Here is a 17,585-nt window from a genome sequence, read left to right as displayed (position 1 = left end):
GGGCTACCTGCGCAGGTTGGTCAGGGTGACCAGACGCGAGAGGAACACCCTGGTCCGTCGGCGGTGGAACACGACCAGTATCACAGCGGAGGTGACGACAAAACCGACAAACCCTGCAATCAATTGACGTCCGTCCGACAAGTCCAGGAGCCCGACGGCTAGATAGGCGGAAGCGCCCCAGAAACTGCAGTGTACCGACGGCCAGATGGTTGCGAGCTGGGTTTTGACCGTCGCTCCGCACAGCCGTGACTGAATCAGAAGCAGGACTGGGGTCAGTAGGAACCCTCCCGCCGCGTAACCTACAGCGACCCAGAACAAGCCGAACTGCAGGCCGACGGCGATTCCGGTCACCTGAGCGATTGTCGCCAGGATTTCGTACTTCAGATTGAGGCCAGCCTTTCCCATGCCTCGCATCAGCGACGGAGCGATAAAGAAAATGGTTTCCCGTGCGCCCGCGACAGCAAGCACGCTGAGAAGGGGTGCGGCCTCCGTCCACTCATCACCCAGTACAAAGTGGACAAGAACGGGCGACGCACAGGCCGTGAAGACCATGACTGGGACAACCAGCATTGATAGCACCTGCATGGATTTCAGGAGGTTTCCCGCCACCAGGGCCCGATTGGCGGAGGTGCGCGAAAATACCGGAAACATGACCCGGTTGACCGTTTGACCAAAAAGCATCACCGGCACCGCGAGCACCCGATAGGCCATGCCATACAGCGACAGAGCTGTGACGCCGAGGACGCGGCCCACGAGTATGTTGTCGATATTGCGAGAGAAATAGGCGAGGGCATTGACACCAAACACTCCGACACTGAACCGCAGCAGGGGAAGGACCTCATTCAGGTGCAAATTCGGGACCGGTCCCCTCGCCGCTACCAGCAAAACCACCCCCGCGACCAGGTCCATGGCAATCACCTGGTAGACGACGGCGAAGTAGTCTGCCCCAAGCAGAGCGGCCGTGACGCCGCAAACGGTGCCGACCGCGGCACCAGCGACATCCGAAACGGCCATACCGCGGAACTGGAGCTCACGGGAAAGCATCGCCCGCGGCACGACGCCAAGGGCCTTGATCGGGAGCGCGACGGCAAAAATGTGCAGCACAAGGATCAATTCTGGAACTGAGAAGAAACCCGCCAGCCACGGAGCGGTGAGCCAGGTTAACGCGCCGAGGACAACAGCGGTCACCAGATTCAGCGTCACTATGGCGCCTGGGGCCCGTGACGCGAGCTGTGGTCGCTGCACCAGCGCTGCCGACAATCCTTGATCCAGCAGGAGCGTCACCAGCACCACATAAATACTTGCCACGCTAATGATTCCGTAGCTTGCCGGACCAAGAATCCGGGCGAGGACCAGTGCGCCGAGGATCTGAAATCCCTGCCGTCCGACCACGGCTAACAGGGACCAGCGAACCCCATGCACTGCTCTGTCTTGCTGAAACCCACCACCGACGCTGCCCGTCGGATCCACTGTGGGGGAGGCGCTGACGGTACCCTTCAATCGTTTGCGCATGCGGTTCGCAAGATAGCGTCCGATAAGGCTCGCCGGTACGCACCAGTGCCGTGCTTGGCGGCGGCCGCCAGGGAATCACCAGCAGCCGCGCGTCGAAAATAATCCCAGTTCCGGATGACCCGGTGGAGGGCATCAGCCAGTTCCGCAGCGTTGCCCGGTGCTATGAACTGCGTACTTTTGTAACCCCCCGCTGCTTCCTTTAAACCAGACGTTTCACTCACCACGAGTGGTCGTGCGGCAAGGAGGGTTTCCACGGCAGTGTTGCCAAAGGGCTCGTCGAGCCGTGACGGTACGACCGCAACATCAGAATCTGACCTGAAGTGTGACACATCGGTGTGAAACCCGTGAAACGTCACAATGTCATCCAGGCCCTGCCGTGCGACGCTCTGCCGGAGGCTTTGCTCGTAGGGTTCGTATCCGGGATACACGGCACCAACGATGTCCAACACTATCGGCACAGCCCGCCGGTGCAGCTCACCGACTGCGTCGATCACGACGTCGACCCCCTTGCGGTGAGACAGCCGGCCGACATAGAGCACCCGGAGTGGTCGCGGTTCACTGGTTCGTGCGGCTGCTGTCGAGGTCGGCTCCGGCACACCGTTGTAGACAATCTCCGCCCTACCCAGCAGCCGGGGAACAGCCGTCGCATGGACCTCAGCGCTGTACCGACTATTTGCCACGATGGAACTCGCCAGGACAAGTGGTGCGGCGAGCGCCATCCGCAGCAAACGCGGAGCGCTTCCTTCGGCCTCATGGACGTGGGTAAGAACGGGCCGGCCGCTGACGCGGCCCAAGACAGGCCACAGCGGAATAGTTATGGTATTGACGTAGATGATGTCGGGATTGAATTGCCTGATCACGCGGAAACCTTTGACAGCACCGGTCATCGCGGCGATAGCGAGCTGGAAGAGACCCAGGGGCGACAAAAGGCTTTTGCGTAGCACTGGTGAGCTACAGCGGTAAACCGTGACCCCGCGGGCCTGCAATTCCGGGACAAGGGGCCCATTGACGGGAAGCGCGACAGCCACGGTCCAGTGCCGGTCCAAAAAGCCATCGATGCTTTCGAGGAGCACCCGGTCGGTGCCATACAACTCGCTGCTCGGATGAGCCACCAGCACCCGCAATTTCCGACCTCTCACTGCACGCCCCCTTGTCCTGGAGTTGCCAAAAAAATCAGTTCCCAGTGACTCCGTGTAACTAGAAATGATTGTATGCAGTGTTGTCAATGGGGTTACGCAGCGACCGGTTGTGTAGTAGAACTAATTCCGGGCGGTCCTTCCGTGTCAGGCGCGAGATTTACCCTCTCACCTCCTGCGGGCGATGCTTCGGGCGCAGGCTCCGATGCCCCTGATGTAGACAGGTATCCACATGCTTCAGAGCTCGCTCGCTCGTTCCGCCCGCAAGAGCTGGTGGATTATTCTGCTGTCCGTCGTCATCTGCACAGGCATCGCAGCGGCCGTCACTTTCGCTACCGTCCCCGTGTACCAAAGTACGGTCAGGTTCTATGTCTTCGCGCCGACCGCTACGGGCCAATCAGCCCTTCAGGCTGACGAACTCGCCCGGCTGCGAATTATCGGCTACGCCAGTCTGCTGACGAGCGAAAAGATTGTGGAACAGATTTCGAAAGCCAGTGGTGTCGACGAATCGGTTGAGACGGTCACCGGCATGATCAATGCGAATGGGGATGCAGAGACACTGATTCTGACCGCAAATGTAAGAAGCATTGAGCAAGACGAGGCGTCGGCCATCGCGTCATCGATTGCCACCAATTTCAACCGTCTGGTCAACGATCTCGAAAGCGCGGGAAATCCTGAGGGCGCTGAAACAGTGTTGAACGTCGTCGCCGGGCCAACTCAGGACGACAACCCCGTTTCCCCCAGCGAGACCCTGAACTATGGGCTGGGTATCCTTATCGGACTCGCCATCGGAATGGGCGTGGTGATTTTTCGACACCGTAATGACGATGCACTGCGCTCGATGGACGGACTTGAAGCCGTCAGTGGCTTACAGTTGCTAGCAACGGTGCCGGCGGCCAAGAAAAGCGAGGTGCGGAACCTCGGTGTGACGTCGGCGAACTCACTCCAGTTTGAAGCGCTTCGTAACCTGCGCACCAATCTCCACTTCCGGTCAGATGCAGATTCGCTGCGTGCGCTAGCGGTGACATCGACTGAGACGGGCCACGGCGTGTCATCAGTCGCCTACAACCTGGCGGCGGCCTGCGCCGAAGCAGGCTACCGGACACTCCTTATCGAAACTGACCTGCGAAACCCGCGGCTCGCAGAGCGTCTCGGGATGAGTCAGGAAAACGGTCTGTCGGATGTGCTCCAGCATGGCGGCCAATTTAGCTCAGCTTTCGACCCCGGCCCACAGGAGGACCTCTGGATCATGTGCGCTGGCACGGCATCCAGACGGGCGTCCGAACTGCTGAGCGGGAAGGCGATGGAGTCCGTCTTAAGACAGGCGAGGGAAGCGTTTGATCTGATCATCCTCGATAGTGCCCCGCTTTTGCCCTTTGCCGACTCCAGAACACTGTGCGCGCTATCGGACGGCGTCATCGTCGTGGCCAGGTATGGGGTCTCGACTCCAGACAGCCTGAGGGCAGGAGCAGAAACCCTGGAATTGGTAGGCGCCAAGGTACTGGGTCTCGTCTTCAACGCGGTGCCCATCGACAGGCGATTGAGGAACCGGTTGTCCCCTGAACAGACGCCCTCGAAGGTGCCGGAGTCCGGCACCGGAAACGATCCCCAGCAGGACCCAGCCCCAGACGGGAAGCGGGGTCTGCATGTCGAAAGTCAATGACCGGCGGCGCACCTCTGACACTTTACAGAGCGGAGTGAAGTGCAACTTCTCGCGTGGGTAAGCCTCTGCTTCATAGCAGCTTTCTTTCTGCGCACCCGCCCAGCCGCGGCAATCCTCTGTATCATTGCGCTGTGGTTTTTCGTGCCCACAGTGGGGAGTTACCTCATCACGGGGCAACGAGTCGGTCCCCTCACCTTCCACGCGTCCACCTGGCTGACTTTCGCCGTGTTTGTCACCCAGCTGGGTCGTAATCCCCAGGCCCTCCGCCAAGCTGTTACCCGGCACAGCTATCTGTTCCTGGTGCTGGTGCTGATCTTCGCCGTGTCCTTTCTGACGACTCGAACGATGCAAAGTGGCGGGGGCATGGTGCTGTTCATCGACCAGATGGTCGCCCCCGCAATGATTTTCCTCCTCATCCTTGCGGCAGGCACCACCACCCTCCTTCTCGCCATCACCTTGCGGAACTTCCTGTTTCTTTGCGCCAGCCTGGTCACCTGCATCGCTATCTGGCAATGGTTCGAGGGACGCGTCATTTTCTATGAAGATGGCTTCCTGACCCAGTTCTGGTTCAACCCGGAAACCCAACGGTGGATGGGCACATTTGACCAACCCCTGGCACTGTCTCTCGTCCTGTGCACCCTGATGCCGCTCCTCGCAGGAGTCCGTAGCCTGTTCCTCGCGGTCCCATTGGTGGCCCTGTTCATGACCGGGGTGTTAATCAGCCAGTCGCGCGTCGGAATTGTCGTGGCATCCGCTGGCGCCATCTATGCCATTGTGTTTGCCCACCACCGCCGGCGAACCAAAGGGGTGGTTCTGGCGGCTATCGCCGCCGGATTCTTCTTCCTGCTTGCCTCCCCCCTCGCAGCTGGAATACTCGGCCGGGTCTCCGACGACACCGGGTCCACTGAGGCCCGGAACAGGGCGTACGGCATCTTCCTTCGCGACTGGGACCGCTACCTCTTCACCGGTCAGGGGGTTACCTCGAGCTACGAGGCATCTGAATACGCTGGCCTCCAAACCAGTTTCGAAAGTTCGTTATTGATGTATGCGGTGGATATCGGCATAGTGTTCGCCCTGCTGTACTTCGGTTCCCTGCTGTATATCGTGGTGGCTTACCGGACCCGACACGCGGTGCCAGGCCTAACAATTGCCGGCTTGATAGTGGTGCTGATTCCCCATTCGTACAGCGGACTGGCAACGCGGTCGGTAGCCGGCATCATCGTGTGGACTATCGTTGCGATGACAGTGGTTGCCGCCGAGCGGGAAAGTGTCCTGCCGGGTCACCTTGACCGCCTCCGAGGGGTCGTTCCCCGGAATCGGGTGAAATCCAGCCGCAGTGTCGATTCAGGGGCGCGTTGGATCGGGCGATAGGGGAGGGGAGGCGTGCCACACATGTCGGCGTCGCTGTCGAGACGACAGTTCATCCTTGGCGCATCCGGAGGACTGGTGCTCGCGGGATGTTCCGTGCCTTCACCCGGCGAAAAGTCGCGTCCGATCACTACAGTGGACGATTTGCTGGCCGACGAGGTGTTTTACGTTGCGCACCGAGGCTCCATGGACAACTGGCCCGAACATACCGTCGAGGCGTATCAGCAGGCAGTAGCTGCAGGGGCCACAGCAATTGAAGTGTCGGTGAGCGCTACAGCCGACCGCCAGCTGGTGTGTCATCATGATCTCACTACGCTCCGAATGACTGGCGCTGACCGGGTTATCGCCGACACCACTTACGATGAACTGGCCGGGCTCCTGAACGACGCCCGCCCGTGGCTAGGAGACAAAAGTCTTCTGCTGCCAATTCCACTGTTACAAGACGTCCTCACTACTCATGCGACCCATTCAGTTGTTTTTATTGAGGACAAACAACGCACGAACACTGCAGCACTGCTCGATCTAATGGATACCTATCCGCATCCCACCCGCCACTTCGTGTGGAAGCAGCCGGCACTGGCCGAGGTGCCCCCCGAGGTCACCCGGCGGGGATACAAGACGTGGGGGTATCTGACCAACGAGGATTTCGACGTGGTCGCAGCAGAAAGCCTTCAAGGTCTCGCTCAACGGCACGATCTCCTCGGGATCCATCACTCAGCCCCCAACGAACTCATCACTAAGTTGGTGCAGACTGGCACGCCCGTCGTTGTCTGGGAGGTACATACGCGTTCGCTGCGGGACCGACTGATGAACCTGGGTGTGCGGGGGATGATGTGTTCGAATATCCCGTACGTCACAACGGCGACCGCGCGCACTTCTGCGGATGTATTCGCGACCGGCCTGCGGGGCGCCGGCGACCTGCCGTGGGCACTTGCCTGGACGCATCAACCGGAAATTATCAGTTCGGGATCGTCAATACTGCTGTCGCACGGGGACAAAGCAAGCTACTGCATGGGCTCCCTCTGTCCAGTCCCAGCGTCGAGCTACAGCATCAACTTCGAGATGCGGTGGCCCGACTCGTTGCCCCGTGACGGGGATCATGCTGGGCTGGCGTTCGGACAACGGGATGACTCGCCATACCGGGTGCGGGAACCTTCCTCTTCAGGTGGATATCACATGATTCTTCGGAGTGACGGTGAGCTCGTGCTCTTTGGCCGCGTAGCTGACGAAATTGACGGCTATGAGCTGGGGCGCACGTCCACTGCGCAGCCCGTCACTGGAGTATGGATGAGCTTCCAGATCGACGTATCGGCAGAATCTATCAGGTGTTCCAGAACTGATGGGGAAGGAGGTACAGTCAGCGTTTCATCTGACGTATACCGTGGGGGCTACTTCTCGCTCTGCCGTAACTACTTCGAATACCCCCCAGTCGAGTTCCGCGCTGTGACAGTTACCTGATGGATCCCGTCGAGACAGGACGTTATCCTTCCGTGATACAGTCTTCCGTGGTTTGCTGGCAGTTTCGCCCGCCAGCAAACCAGGGTAGAAGGGCGGATCCCACATCTCGGAGTGGGTGCGCCAGCTTAGCTTCTCGCCCGATCTCCCACCGGAGAAAAGTCAACAACGCTAAGGGCTGGGCTTAGTTGCAAGGAGTGCAGGACAGCACGTGGCTGATTCCTGCCATTCACCGCATCTAACATAGGACCCTCTATGAGGAAAATAACCACCCGTTCAATCGGCTTCCTGCTCGTCCTGTCGCTTCTGCCGCTCGCCAGTACAGCGGGACACGCGGCGCCCGCGGGTCAGGCACCCTGCGAGGCAATGACGAAGAACACCTACAGAAGTGTGAATCCAGGAAGCGGCGCAACCCTCCTAAGCACTTCGACTGCCGAAATTGCAGCGGCCAGGCAAAGCTTCGGATTTACCGAGGATAAGGGCCTAGCTTTTCGGGCGGCCTCGGCAGCCGGTGATGGTCTTCACCCCGTCTACCGGATGTACCGGGATGGGAATTTCGTCTGGATGCCGGACACCCCCGGCGTGGGAGAGTTCGAAAATGCCCAGAATAGCCACGGCTACCAAACTCAACACCTCGAGTTCTACGCATCGACGACTCCTTTGGACTGCGCCGTACCGGTACACCGTTACCTCAAAGGTGACACCCACCGTTTTGCGACGACATCGGTGGAGCGGGCAGAACTCGCCCAGGATGGTTGGAGCGACGAAGGACCGAAATTCTGGGTAGCAGCCCCTCAGGGAACCACCCCTCCTGCTCCTGTGCCGGCCCCGCCCGCTCCGGTTCCGCCGACCCCTGTGCCGGCCCCTGTGCCGGCTCCGGCCAGCAACTGGGTGAACTGGGGGAGTGTTGCCAGCCCCGGAGAGAATATCAATACAGTCCTGGCGAAGCCGGAGCTCGCCGGGAAGGTTCTCAAGCTGCCGGCCGGAGTCTTCGAAGTATCAAATTTCCGTGACCCCGCCGCTGCCATCCGTGTGCCTTCCACAGTGAAAGGCATTGTCGGTGAAGGCCGGGACACCATCATTCGGATGAAGACAAACACATCGAGCTTCGCGGCCACCGTGCCAACGCAAGGCAGCGGACAAACCAACCAGCTGTACCTCCTGCGGATGAACGACGGGCAGGACCAGGTCCTTTCCAACTTTTGGCTACAGGGCACCGAACAGGGCCACCTGTATAACGGGATCATGGTGGGTCAGTCTTCACCGGGTACCACCGTCAAAGACATTCTCATCACGGGCGTGCCCGGAGACGCCGGAACTCCCCCCGGAGAGACATTCGGACTCAACTGGTGGCGCGGTAGCGATTCGGTGACGAGGAACGTGGAAATCGACGGCTACCGGTGGACGGGTAACACCTTCGGTTCGCGGGTGAAGGGCGCGATCGTCGGAGCCTCCCCGATTGGCTACAACAATCACGACCGGGCAAGGCTCTACGACGTATTCACCCATGACTCCAAGGTTGGGATGCCGACCTTTTGGCAGTCCAATGATGCCCAGACCTGGAACCTTCAGTCGATCCGCAACGTCACCGGGATCAACCACGAGGAAAGCTTCAACATAGTGCATCATCAGCCCGTGATGCACAGCTCGTACACCCGACGGCACGTGAACTTTATGTCCAACACATCGGACGGCAAGCTCACCATCATCGGCGCCGTCACTGACGGATGGATCAGCGGAAGCGAATCCGGGCCAATCGGTAAGGGCAAAAGAATGCTGATGCTGACACCCAATAGCTACCGGAGTTCGAACGACAACACGATCAAGACTGCGCCCACCGTTGTTCGTGATGACGGCGTGTCACCTGTGCCGTACACCTGGGCACATTAGAACAGTGCACTGTAGCCAGCCCGGTCACCTTCCCCGGTGACGGGCTGGCTTTGTGTGGGGCACGGGGTAGCCGTGACGCGTAGAATGTAGCTGCCCCGCAATAACCGAGGAGAGCCCGCTTGTCCATACCCTCCGCCCCGCAGCACCCGTTGACTGACACCGAGGTGCAGCGGATCCGCAACGATTTTCCGATCCTGCACACCCAGGTCAACTCGCAGCCGCTGGTCTATCTCGATAGCGGCGCCACCTCGCAGAACCCCCTCACAGTGTTGGAGGCGGAACAGGAGTTTTACGAACAACGCAACGCCGCCGTGCACCGGGGGGCCCACACGCTGGCGGTCTACGCCACCGACGCCTACGAGGCCGCACGGGAAACGGTCGCCGCGTTCGTCGGGGCGTCGGTCCAGGAAATTGTGTGGACCTCCAACGCCACGGAGGCGTTAAACCTCGTGGCCTATGCCTACTCCAACGCCTCCGTCGGGCGGGGTGGGCCGGCAGCCCACCGGTTCATCGTGGGTCCAGGCGACGAAATCGTTGTCACGGAGATGGAGCATCACGCCAACCTCATTCCCTGGCAGGAACTGGCAGCACGTACCGGGGCGACGCTCCGCTGGATCCCCGTCGACGACGACGGCGCGCTCCAGCTTGACGAGGCGGCCACCATCATCGGCCCCGCCACGGCGATCGTCGCGTTCACCCACGCCTCCAACGTGCTCGGCACCATTAACCCGGTCGCCGAGTTGGTGGCAATGGCACGGGAGCACGGCGCGCTGACGGTCCTTGATGCGTGCCAGTCGGTGCCGCATCTCCCTGTCGACGTCCATGCACTCGGGGTCGACTTTATGGCCTTTTCCGGCCACAAGATGCTGGGCCCCACCGGAATAGGGGCGCTCTACGGTCGAGCCGAGTTGCTCAATGCCATGCCCCCCTTCCTGACCGGCGGCTCGATGATCACCACGGTCACCATGGAACGCGCCGAGTACCTCACCGCGCCAGCACGGTTCGAAGCCGGCACCCAGCGCATCTCCCAGGCCATCGCCTTGGCAGCAGCTGCGAATTACCTCACCGAGACCGGGATGCAGCGCGTCCAGGAGTGGGAAGAAAACCTGGGCCAGCAGTTGGTGGAAGGCCTCAGCCAGCTACCGGGGGTCCGGGTGCTTGGTCCGGCGGCCGGGGTGCCGAGGATCGGCCTGGCAGCGTTCGACGTCGACGGCGTCCACGCCCACGACGTCGGGCAGTACCTCGACCACCAGGGCATCGCCGTCCGGGTGGGCCATCACTGCGCCCAGCCGTTGCACCGCCGGCTCGGTCTGACGGCGACCACCCGTGCCAGCACCTACCTTTACAACACCAGCGACGAAGTGGCTGCCTTCCTGGCCGCCGTCGCCGGTGTCCGCCCATTCTTTGGAGTCAAATAGTGTCCGACGACCTGCAGCAGCTGTACCAACAGATCATCCTCGACCATGCCAAGGAACGCCACGGATCGGGGCTGCAGGACTTCGACGGTGCCGGCACCCTCGGCGAATCTCACCAACTGAACCCGGTCTGCGGCGACGAGATCACGTTGCGGGCAGTCCTCTCCGACGGCGCGCTCACCAGTGTCAGCTGGGATGGTGCTGGCTGCGCCATCTCCATGTCGTCGGCGTCGGTGCTGACCGACCTGATGATCGGTCTGGCGCGCGACGACGTCATGGACCTGGTGGACGAGTTCCGGACCGTGATGCGATCACGGGGGACGATCGTCGCCGACGAAGAAGTACTCGGTGACGCGGCAGCGCTTGCCGGGGTTTCCCGGTACCCGGCACGGGTCAAATGCGCCATGCTCGCCTGGGTTGCACTTGAGGAAGCGCTGCTCGCCGCCAACAAGTAGGCGCGGGCCGCCCGGCAGTACCGGTCAGTGGCTTCGGTCCTCGAACAGGTCGGGGACGCCATCGTCGTCGGCGTCGACCTTCTCGGCCTCCAGCACGGCGCGGTAGTGCTTGTTGCGGCTGCGCAGGATGACCGATGCGACCAGCGCGGACACCAGCGACGCGCCGAGGATGGCCACCTTCGCGTGGTCGTTCTGCGGTGAGCCCTGCGCAAAGCTGAGGTCGTTGACCAGCAGGGAGACGGTGAAGCCGACGCCGGCGAGCAGTCCGACCCCCAGCAGGTCGATCCACCGCAGATCCGGGTCGAGACTGGCGCGGGTGGTTTTGGTCAGGACGAAGGTGGTCAGCAGGATCCCGATGGGCTTGCCCAGGATCAGTCCGGCGAGAATGCCGAGAGTCACCGTGTCGCCCAAAGCCGACACCAGGCCGTCGACGCCGCCGATTGCCACCCCTGCGGAGAAAAAGGCGAATACTGGCACGGCAAAGCCGGTGGACAGGGGACGGAACCGGTGTTCGAAGATTTCCGCCAGACCGGGTTTATTGGGTCGAGGCAGTTGTACGCTGCCATCCCTGCCCTTCCGCAGTACCGGAACCAGGAAGCCGAGCAGCACCCCAGCAACCGTCGCGTGCACGCCTGAGGCGTGCATCAGGATCCAGACGGCGACGCCGATGGGCAGCAGGATCAGCCATGCAGCCGGCACGTGGCGGCCGAAAAACTTGGGGTTCCTCTGGGCGAGGAACCCGAACAGTGCCAGGGGCAGCAGCATCCACAGCAGGTAGGCGAACTCGACGTCCTCAGAGTAGAAGAACGCGATGATGCCAATGGCGATGAGATCATCGACCACCGCCAGGGTGAGCAGGAAGATCCGCAGCGCGCTGGGAAGGTGCGAGCTGATTACGGCGAGCACCGCGAGGGCGAAGGCGATGTCGGTTGCCGTGGGGATGGCCCAGCCGCGCAGCGACTCGGGTGAGGACAGGTTGACCATCACGTAGAACAGGGCGGGAACCATGACGCCCCCGGCGGCGGCTGTCACCGGAACGACGGCCCTGCTGAACTTCCTCAGGTCGCCGGCCACGAACTCGCGCTTGAGTTCCAGGCCCACCAGGAAGAAGAAGATCGCCAGCAGCCCGTCAGCGGCCCAGGTCCCGACGCTCAACCGAAGGTGCCAGGGCTCGTACCCGAATTCGAAGTCCCGGATGGCGAAGTAGCTGGCCGATGCCGGGGAGTTGGCCCAAATCAGCGCCGCAACGGCTGCGATCAGCAGCAGGATGCCGCCGACGGTCTCCTTGCGGAGAATCTCGTTGATTCTCAGATACTCGGGGTAACTCGAGCGCCCCAGAACACTTTTCTGGGGGTGGCCGTCCTCGGGGTTGCTCACGTTAGACCTTCCACTGCTTTAGCCGATCAGGGCGCGGACGCCGATGACCAGGGTGGCGATACCCAGGATCATTGAGGTGGTGATCAACATGAAGTGCACTTTGAGGAAACGGGTGGGCGCACCCGACTCGTCCTTCGCGCGCGGATCCTTGAAGACGCGCCGCAAAAAGGGCGGCCACACGATCAGGGTCCAGACGCCGGCCAGGATCAGGATCAGGGCCAGGGGGGTAGGAAGCGACACTGGTGACTCCCCTAAGCCTGGTGGCTTTCAAGCCACTTGAGTGCTTCGGTGGCCTGAAGGTTCAGGGCCTTGCCGATCATGGGCTCAGCGGCGGAGGCGATCTTCGATCCCATGAACGGGATGGAGGAGCTCACTGTGCCGGTCAGTTCCACCTGGGTGTCTGTTCCGGCGGCGACGAGGCGTTGTTCGGCGTCGACGGTGACCGGCACGCCGGCGACGGTCATGGCGACCTTGGCAACGCGGGATCCATCGGGCAGGGGTGCTGCCCACTGCTCGGTCTGCGTGACGGTGAGGCTGTCGCCGACGAACTTGCGCACCATGTCCGGGAGGCGGCTGGTGGGTAGCGTCCTGACCGCGGTCAGGGTGAACGGCCCCGAGGTGTCGCCGTCGACGGTCACTGACTTCAGGGTGCCGCCCACCCGCTCACTGACGTGCTTGAGGAAGGCCTCGTCGGTGAAGACGCCGGTCACACTGGCGGCGTCGTAGGGAAGGGTGGTTGAGGCGTTCAGGGCCAAGGTTCCTCCATGCTGGAAAGGGGTGGTGGAAAGGGGTTTCCGTCCCACTTATCTTAGGGCAGGACGGTGAAGGTGGACGCGGGGACGGTGCAGGGTAGGCTGGTAGGGTACCCGGAATTCGACAGAATTTCGGGCTTTTGTGTTGAAAATTTCCAGCGGTCGACATTTGTTGAACTCGGGTCTGACGTTTCGCTGGCACCGACGGATTCTGTAGGAGAACCATTGAGCCTGAACGGACTGCGTGCCGCCCTCAGCGAAGATTCCTCCTTCGCCAGGGTGCGCACCAACGCGTCGACGAGTGTCCCGGAGCGCAATTCCGACCTGCAGATCGGCGCCCCCGCCGGCCTGCGCGCAGCGCTGCTGGCGGAGATGGTGGATGGGTTGCCCGCCGCCGGTGACAGCGAACGGGCCGGCAGCGGTGAGGGCGGCAGGGCACTGGCGGGCAGCGGTGAGGGCGGCAGGGTTCCCGTGGTGCTGGCCGTTACCGCGACCGGCCGCGAGGCGGAGGAGCTGGCGGCTGCCCTCCGCAGCTACCTGCCGGCGTCGGACATTGAGGAGTTCCCCAGCTGGGAAACGCTGCCGCACGAGCGGTTGTCTCCCCGGTCGGACACCGTTGGCCGACGGCTCTCGGTGCTGCGCCGGCTGGCGCACCCCGGGGGCCAGCCGGCGCGGATCATTGTGGCGCCGATCCGCGCGGTGGTGCAACCTCTCGTCGCCGGTCTCGGCGAGCTGCTGCCGGTTACGCTGACGGTGGGCCAGGACGCTGCGTTTTCCGACGTGGTGCGTGCCTTGTCCGACGCCGCCTACGCCCGGGTGGACATGGTCACCCATCGCGGCGAGTTTGCCGTGCGCGGCGGAATCCTCGACGTGTTCCCACCCACCGAGGACCACCCCATCCGGGTGGAGTTTTTCGGCGACGAGGTCGAGGCGATGCGCTGGTTCGCGGTTGCCGACCAGCGCTCACTGGCGCGTGAGGAGGACGGCAGCCCGGCAGAGCTGTTCGCGCCGCCGTGCCGCGAAATCCTCATCACCCCATCGGTGATGTCGCGGGCCGCCCTCCTGAAACCCGAACTGCCGGCAGCCGCAGCCATGTTGGAGAAGATCGCGGGCGGCATTGCTGTCGAGGGGATGGAATCGCTTGCCCCGGTCCTGGTGGATTCCATGGTGCCGCTGGTGGGGGAGCTGCCCGCCGGATCGATCGCCGTCGTCATCGAACCCGAGAAGGTGCGTACCCGCGCCCACGACCTCGCCGCCACCAACGAGGAGTTCCTCGAGGCGGCCTGGGCGACAGCGTCCGACGGCGGCGCCGCACCCCTGGACTTGGGCGGGACGCTGGGAGCTGACCTGCAGATGGCAAGCTTCAGGTCGCTGACCGACACCCGGTCGTCGGCCCTGGCCAATGACGTTGCCTGGTGGTCCATCACCTCCTTTGCCTCCGACGATTCGCTGCAGGACCTGCTGCCCGAGATTGATACGTTCACCGTTCACGCCCGCGAGCCGCGCGGCTACCAGGGCGATGTGGCGGAAATGATGGAGTTCCTGGGGAAGCGGGTTAGGGACCAGTGGCGGGTGGTCGTTGCCACCGAAGGCCCCGGACCAGCAGCACGGCTTGCCGAACTGTTCCACGATCACGACATTCCGGCCGCGCGGGTGGACTCCCTCGACTCACCACCGCAACCGGGAATCATCGAGATCACCACCGCCTCGGCGGGCCGGGGATTCGTGCTGGACTCCCTCCGGCTGGGGTTGCTGACCGAAGCTGACCTGCTGGGCAAGACCACCGCCTCGGGCACCCGGGACATGCGCAAAATGCCGTCCAAACGGCGGAACGCTGTCGATCCGCTGCAACTGCGTGAAGGCGACTACGTGGTGCACGAACAGCACGGCGTCGCGCGGTTCGTCGAACTGCTGCAGCGCGCTACCGGCGCCGGACCCACGAAGACTATCCGCGAGTACCTCCTGCTGGAATATGCTTCATCCAAGCGCGGCGCACCGGGGGACCGCCTGTTTGTGCCGACCGACCAGCTGGATCAGGTGACCCGCTACGTGGGCGGCGACGCGCCGGCGCTGAGCAAGATGGGCGGCTCCGACTGGGCCAGCACCAAGTCCAAGGCACGCAAGGCGGTGAAGGAGATCGCCGGGGAGCTGATCCGGCTGTACTCGGCGCGGATGGCGTCGCGCGGCTTCGCCTTCTCGGCCGACACCCCATGGCAGCGCGAACTCGAGGAAGCGTTCCCCTATATCGAGACCCCCGACCAGTTGACCACCATCAACGAGGTCAAAGCCGATATGGAGCGCGAAGTGCCCATGGATCGGCTGGTCTCCGGCGACGTCGGCTACGGCAAAACCGAAATCGCCGTGCGCGCAGCGTTCAAGGCTGTCCAGGACGGCAAGCAGGTGGCCGTCCTGGTGCCCACCACCCTGCTGGTGCAACAGCATAACGAAACCTTTTCCGAACGGTTCTCCGGCTTCCCTGTGCGGGTCAAACCCCTGTCCCGGTTCCAGAGCGCCAAGGAATCCCGGGAAACCACCGCAGGGATCAGCTCGGGTGCCGTCGACGTCGTCATCGGCACCCACCGGCTGCTTTCCAACCAGGTGCAGTTCAAGGATCTGGGGCTGGTGATCGTTGACGAGGAACAACGCTTCGGGGTGGAACATAAGGAGGCGCTGAAAAAGATGCGCACCAATGTGGACGTCCTTGCCATGAGCGCGACGCCCATTCCGCGGACCCTGGAAATGTCGCTGACCGGCATCCGGGAAACCTCGACCCTTGCCACGCCGCCGGAGGAACGCCACCCGGTGCTCACCTATGTGGGCCCGTACACCGACAAGCAGACCTCGGCGGCCATCCGGCGTGAACTGATGCGCGAGGGGCAGGTGTTCTTCGTCCACAACCGGGTGTCCTCGATCGACCGGACCGCGGCGCATCTGAAGGAGCTGGTGCCGGAAGCCCGGATCGCCGTCGCTCACGGGCAGATGAGCGAGTCCCGGCTGGAGCAGATCATTGTCGATTTCTGGGAGAAACGCTTCGACGTGCTCGTGTGCACCACCATCATCGAGACCGGCCTGGATATCTCCAATGCCAACACGCTGATTGTCGACCGGGCCGACAACTATGGCCTGTCCCAGCTGCACCAGCTCCGTGGACGGGTGGGCCGCGGTCGGGAGCGGGCCTACGCCTACTTCCTTTACCCGTCGGAGAAGCCGCTCGGTGAGGTCGCCCTGGAGCGGCTCAAAGCGGTGGCTTCCCACAACGAACTCGGCGCCGGTATGCAGTTGGCGATGAAGGACCTCGAGATCCGCGGCGCCGGGAACATGCTTGGCGGTGAGCAGTCGGGCCACATCCAGGGGGTCGGCTTCGATCTGTACATCAGGCTGGTCGGTGAGGCGGTTGCTGACTTCCGCGGTGAGGCCGAGGAGAAGGCAGCCGAGATGAAAATTGAGCTGCCGGTCAACGCGCACCTTCCCCACGACTATGTGCCGGGGGAGCGGTTGCGTCTGGAGGCCTACCGCAAGCTGGCCTCGGCCCTGACCGTTGAGGCGATTGACGGGGTAGTCGAGGAGCTCAACGACCGCTACGGGGAGCCGCCAGCTCCGGTGGTCAACCTGATCGCCGTCGCCCGGTTCAGGGTAGCGGCGCGCGCGGCGGGCCTGACCGACGTGGCCCTGCAGGGGAACTTCATTAAGTTCGCGCCGGCCACGCTGCCGGAGTCGAAGGAGATGCGGCTCAAGCGCATGTATCCGGGGTCGTCGCTGAAGCCTGCCCTGAACGCCGCTCTGATTCCCAAGCCGAAATCGTCGCCGGTGGGCGGGCGGGATCTCGCCGACGCCGACATTCTGACCTGGGCCCAGAACGTGGTGGATGCCATCTTCACCGAATGAGCCGGCGCATCGCTGCGGGAGGGTCACGGTGGTAAAGTGGGACCCGACCCTACGGGAACGACCCCCTGTCCCACAGCCCCGGAAACCAGCCGCCAGCAGACCAGCCGCGGCCCGCGATCTGCGCTGTGGGAACCGTCCCGCAAGGCACCGAATCGACGTACGGAGAACACTCAACGATGGAAACTACTACCACCGGGAGCACAGCTATTGCTCCTGCGTCCCGGGCGTTGGAAGTGATTGGCGGGGATCTGACCGAGAAGGCGCTGAAGCGTTATCTTGAGGGCATCGCTGGGGTTGACGCGGTGGGCCTTGAGGCTCGTGCGGCGTCGTTGGGGACCCGGTCGATCAAGACCACGTCGAAGGCCTGGGCTTTGGATAAGATCATCACTTTGATGGACCTGACCACCCTTGAGGGGTCCGATACTCCGGGCAAGGTCAGGTCGCTGGTCGCGAAGGCGCTGGTTCCCGACGCCGATGATCTTTCCACCCCCCGGGTGGCCGCGGTGTGTGTGTACGGCGACATGGTGCCCTATGCTGTTGAGGCGCTGGGCAGGGCACACGAGGGTGACGCGCCGGGCCGGATCAATGTTGCGGCGGTTGCTACGGCGTTCCCGTCCGGGCGGTCGTCGCGGTCGGTGAAACTCTCGGACACCGCTGATGCTGTCGCTGCGGGGGCC

Annotated in this window: 12 protein-coding genes and 1 pseudogene; 8 read left to right on the top strand and 5 right to left on the bottom strand. The window is 62.7% G+C overall.

Annotation, left to right across the window (positions count from 1 at the left end; translation table 11 throughout):
- Nucleotides 1–3: 3 nt before the first annotated feature.
- Nucleotides 4–1,512, bottom strand: coding sequence for a lipopolysaccharide biosynthesis protein (locus ACX80O_RS14665; protein ID WP_459333885.1), 1,509 nt, complete (start codon nt 1,510–1,512; stop codon nt 4–6).
- A complete protein-coding gene (locus tag ACX80O_RS14660; protein ID WP_459307804.1) occupies nt 1,497–2,651 on the bottom strand; it encodes a glycosyltransferase family 4 protein in 1,155 nt (384 codons plus the stop codon). The genes ACX80O_RS14665 and ACX80O_RS14660 overlap by 16 nt, the downstream gene beginning before the upstream one ends.
- Before the next feature lie 229 nt (nt 2,652–2,880).
- Between ACX80O_RS14660 and ACX80O_RS14655 the strand changes: the two genes are divergently transcribed.
- The 6 genes from ACX80O_RS14655 (at nt 2,881) to sufU (ending at nt 10,894) form a co-directional block, all read left to right on the top strand.
- Nucleotides 2,881–4,311, top strand: coding sequence for a tyrosine-protein kinase domain-containing protein (locus ACX80O_RS14655; RefSeq protein ID WP_459333884.1), 1,431 nt, complete (start codon nt 2,881–2,883; stop codon nt 4,309–4,311).
- Nucleotides 4,312–4,461: 150 nt separating this feature from the next.
- A complete protein-coding gene (locus ACX80O_RS14650) occupies nt 4,462–5,682 on the top strand; it encodes a hypothetical protein (RefSeq protein WP_459333883.1) in 1,221 nt (406 codons plus the stop codon).
- A 21-nt stretch (nt 5,683–5,703) separates the two neighbouring features.
- Nucleotides 5,704–7,137 (top strand): glycerophosphodiester phosphodiesterase, encoded by a 1,434-nt coding sequence (locus ACX80O_RS14645; RefSeq protein WP_459333898.1) that lies wholly within the window; start codon nt 5,704–5,706, stop codon nt 7,135–7,137.
- A 252-nt stretch (nt 7,138–7,389) separates the two neighbouring features.
- Complete coding sequence (locus ACX80O_RS14640; protein WP_459333882.1) at nt 7,390–9,024, top strand: hypothetical protein; 1,635 nt, start codon at nt 7,390–7,392, stop codon at nt 9,022–9,024.
- 119 nt (nt 9,025–9,143) lie between these two features.
- Nucleotides 9,144–10,442 carry a SufS family cysteine desulfurase gene (locus ACX80O_RS14635; protein WP_459333881.1) on the top strand — a complete coding sequence of 433 codons (1,299 nt, stop codon included), beginning with the start codon at nt 9,144–9,146 and terminating at the stop codon, nt 10,440–10,442.
- Nucleotides 10,442–10,894, top strand: coding sequence for a Fe-S cluster assembly sulfur transfer protein SufU (gene sufU, locus ACX80O_RS14630; RefSeq protein ID WP_459307810.1), 453 nt, complete (start codon nt 10,442–10,444; stop codon nt 10,892–10,894). Before ACX80O_RS14635 ends, sufU begins: the two co-directional genes overlap by 1 nt.
- 24 nt (nt 10,895–10,918) lie before the next feature.
- Here the strand turns inward: sufU and nhaA are convergent, their stop codons facing one another.
- Genes nhaA through ACX80O_RS14615 form a run of 3 tightly spaced genes read right to left on the bottom strand, consistent with a single transcriptional unit; the run spans nt 10,919 to nt 13,026 of the window.
- Nucleotides 10,919–12,271 carry a Na+/H+ antiporter NhaA gene (gene nhaA / locus ACX80O_RS14625; RefSeq protein WP_459333880.1) on the bottom strand — a complete coding sequence of 451 codons (1,353 nt, stop codon included), beginning with the start codon at nt 12,269–12,271 and terminating at the stop codon, nt 10,919–10,921.
- An 18-nt stretch (nt 12,272–12,289) separates the two neighbouring features.
- Nucleotides 12,290–12,511 carry an SCO4848 family membrane protein gene (locus ACX80O_RS14620; RefSeq protein ID WP_459307812.1) on the bottom strand — a complete coding sequence of 74 codons (222 nt, stop codon included), beginning with the start codon at nt 12,509–12,511 and terminating at the stop codon, nt 12,290–12,292.
- Nucleotides 12,512–12,522: 11 nt separating this feature from the next.
- Nucleotides 12,523–13,026 carry a DUF2505 domain-containing protein gene (locus ACX80O_RS14615; protein WP_459307813.1) on the bottom strand — a complete coding sequence of 168 codons (504 nt, stop codon included), beginning with the start codon at nt 13,024–13,026 and terminating at the stop codon, nt 12,523–12,525.
- A gap of 222 nt (nt 13,027–13,248) precedes the next feature.
- Here ACX80O_RS14615 and mfd point away from each other — a divergent pair, with 222 nt between their 5' ends.
- The gene (gene mfd / locus ACX80O_RS14610; RefSeq protein WP_459307814.1) at nt 13,249–16,908 is read left to right on the top strand and encodes a transcription-repair coupling factor; all 3,660 of its coding nucleotides are present in this window, start codon (nt 13,249–13,251) and stop codon (nt 16,906–16,908) included.
- 176 nt (nt 16,909–17,084) lie between these two features.
- Nucleotides 17,085–17,585 (top strand): annotated as a pseudogene (locus ACX80O_RS14605) (deoxyribose-phosphate aldolase); the annotation flags it as partial.

This window comes from Arthrobacter glycogeni (assembly GCF_054511155.1).
This window is presented reverse-complemented; position numbering and strand designations above follow the sequence as displayed.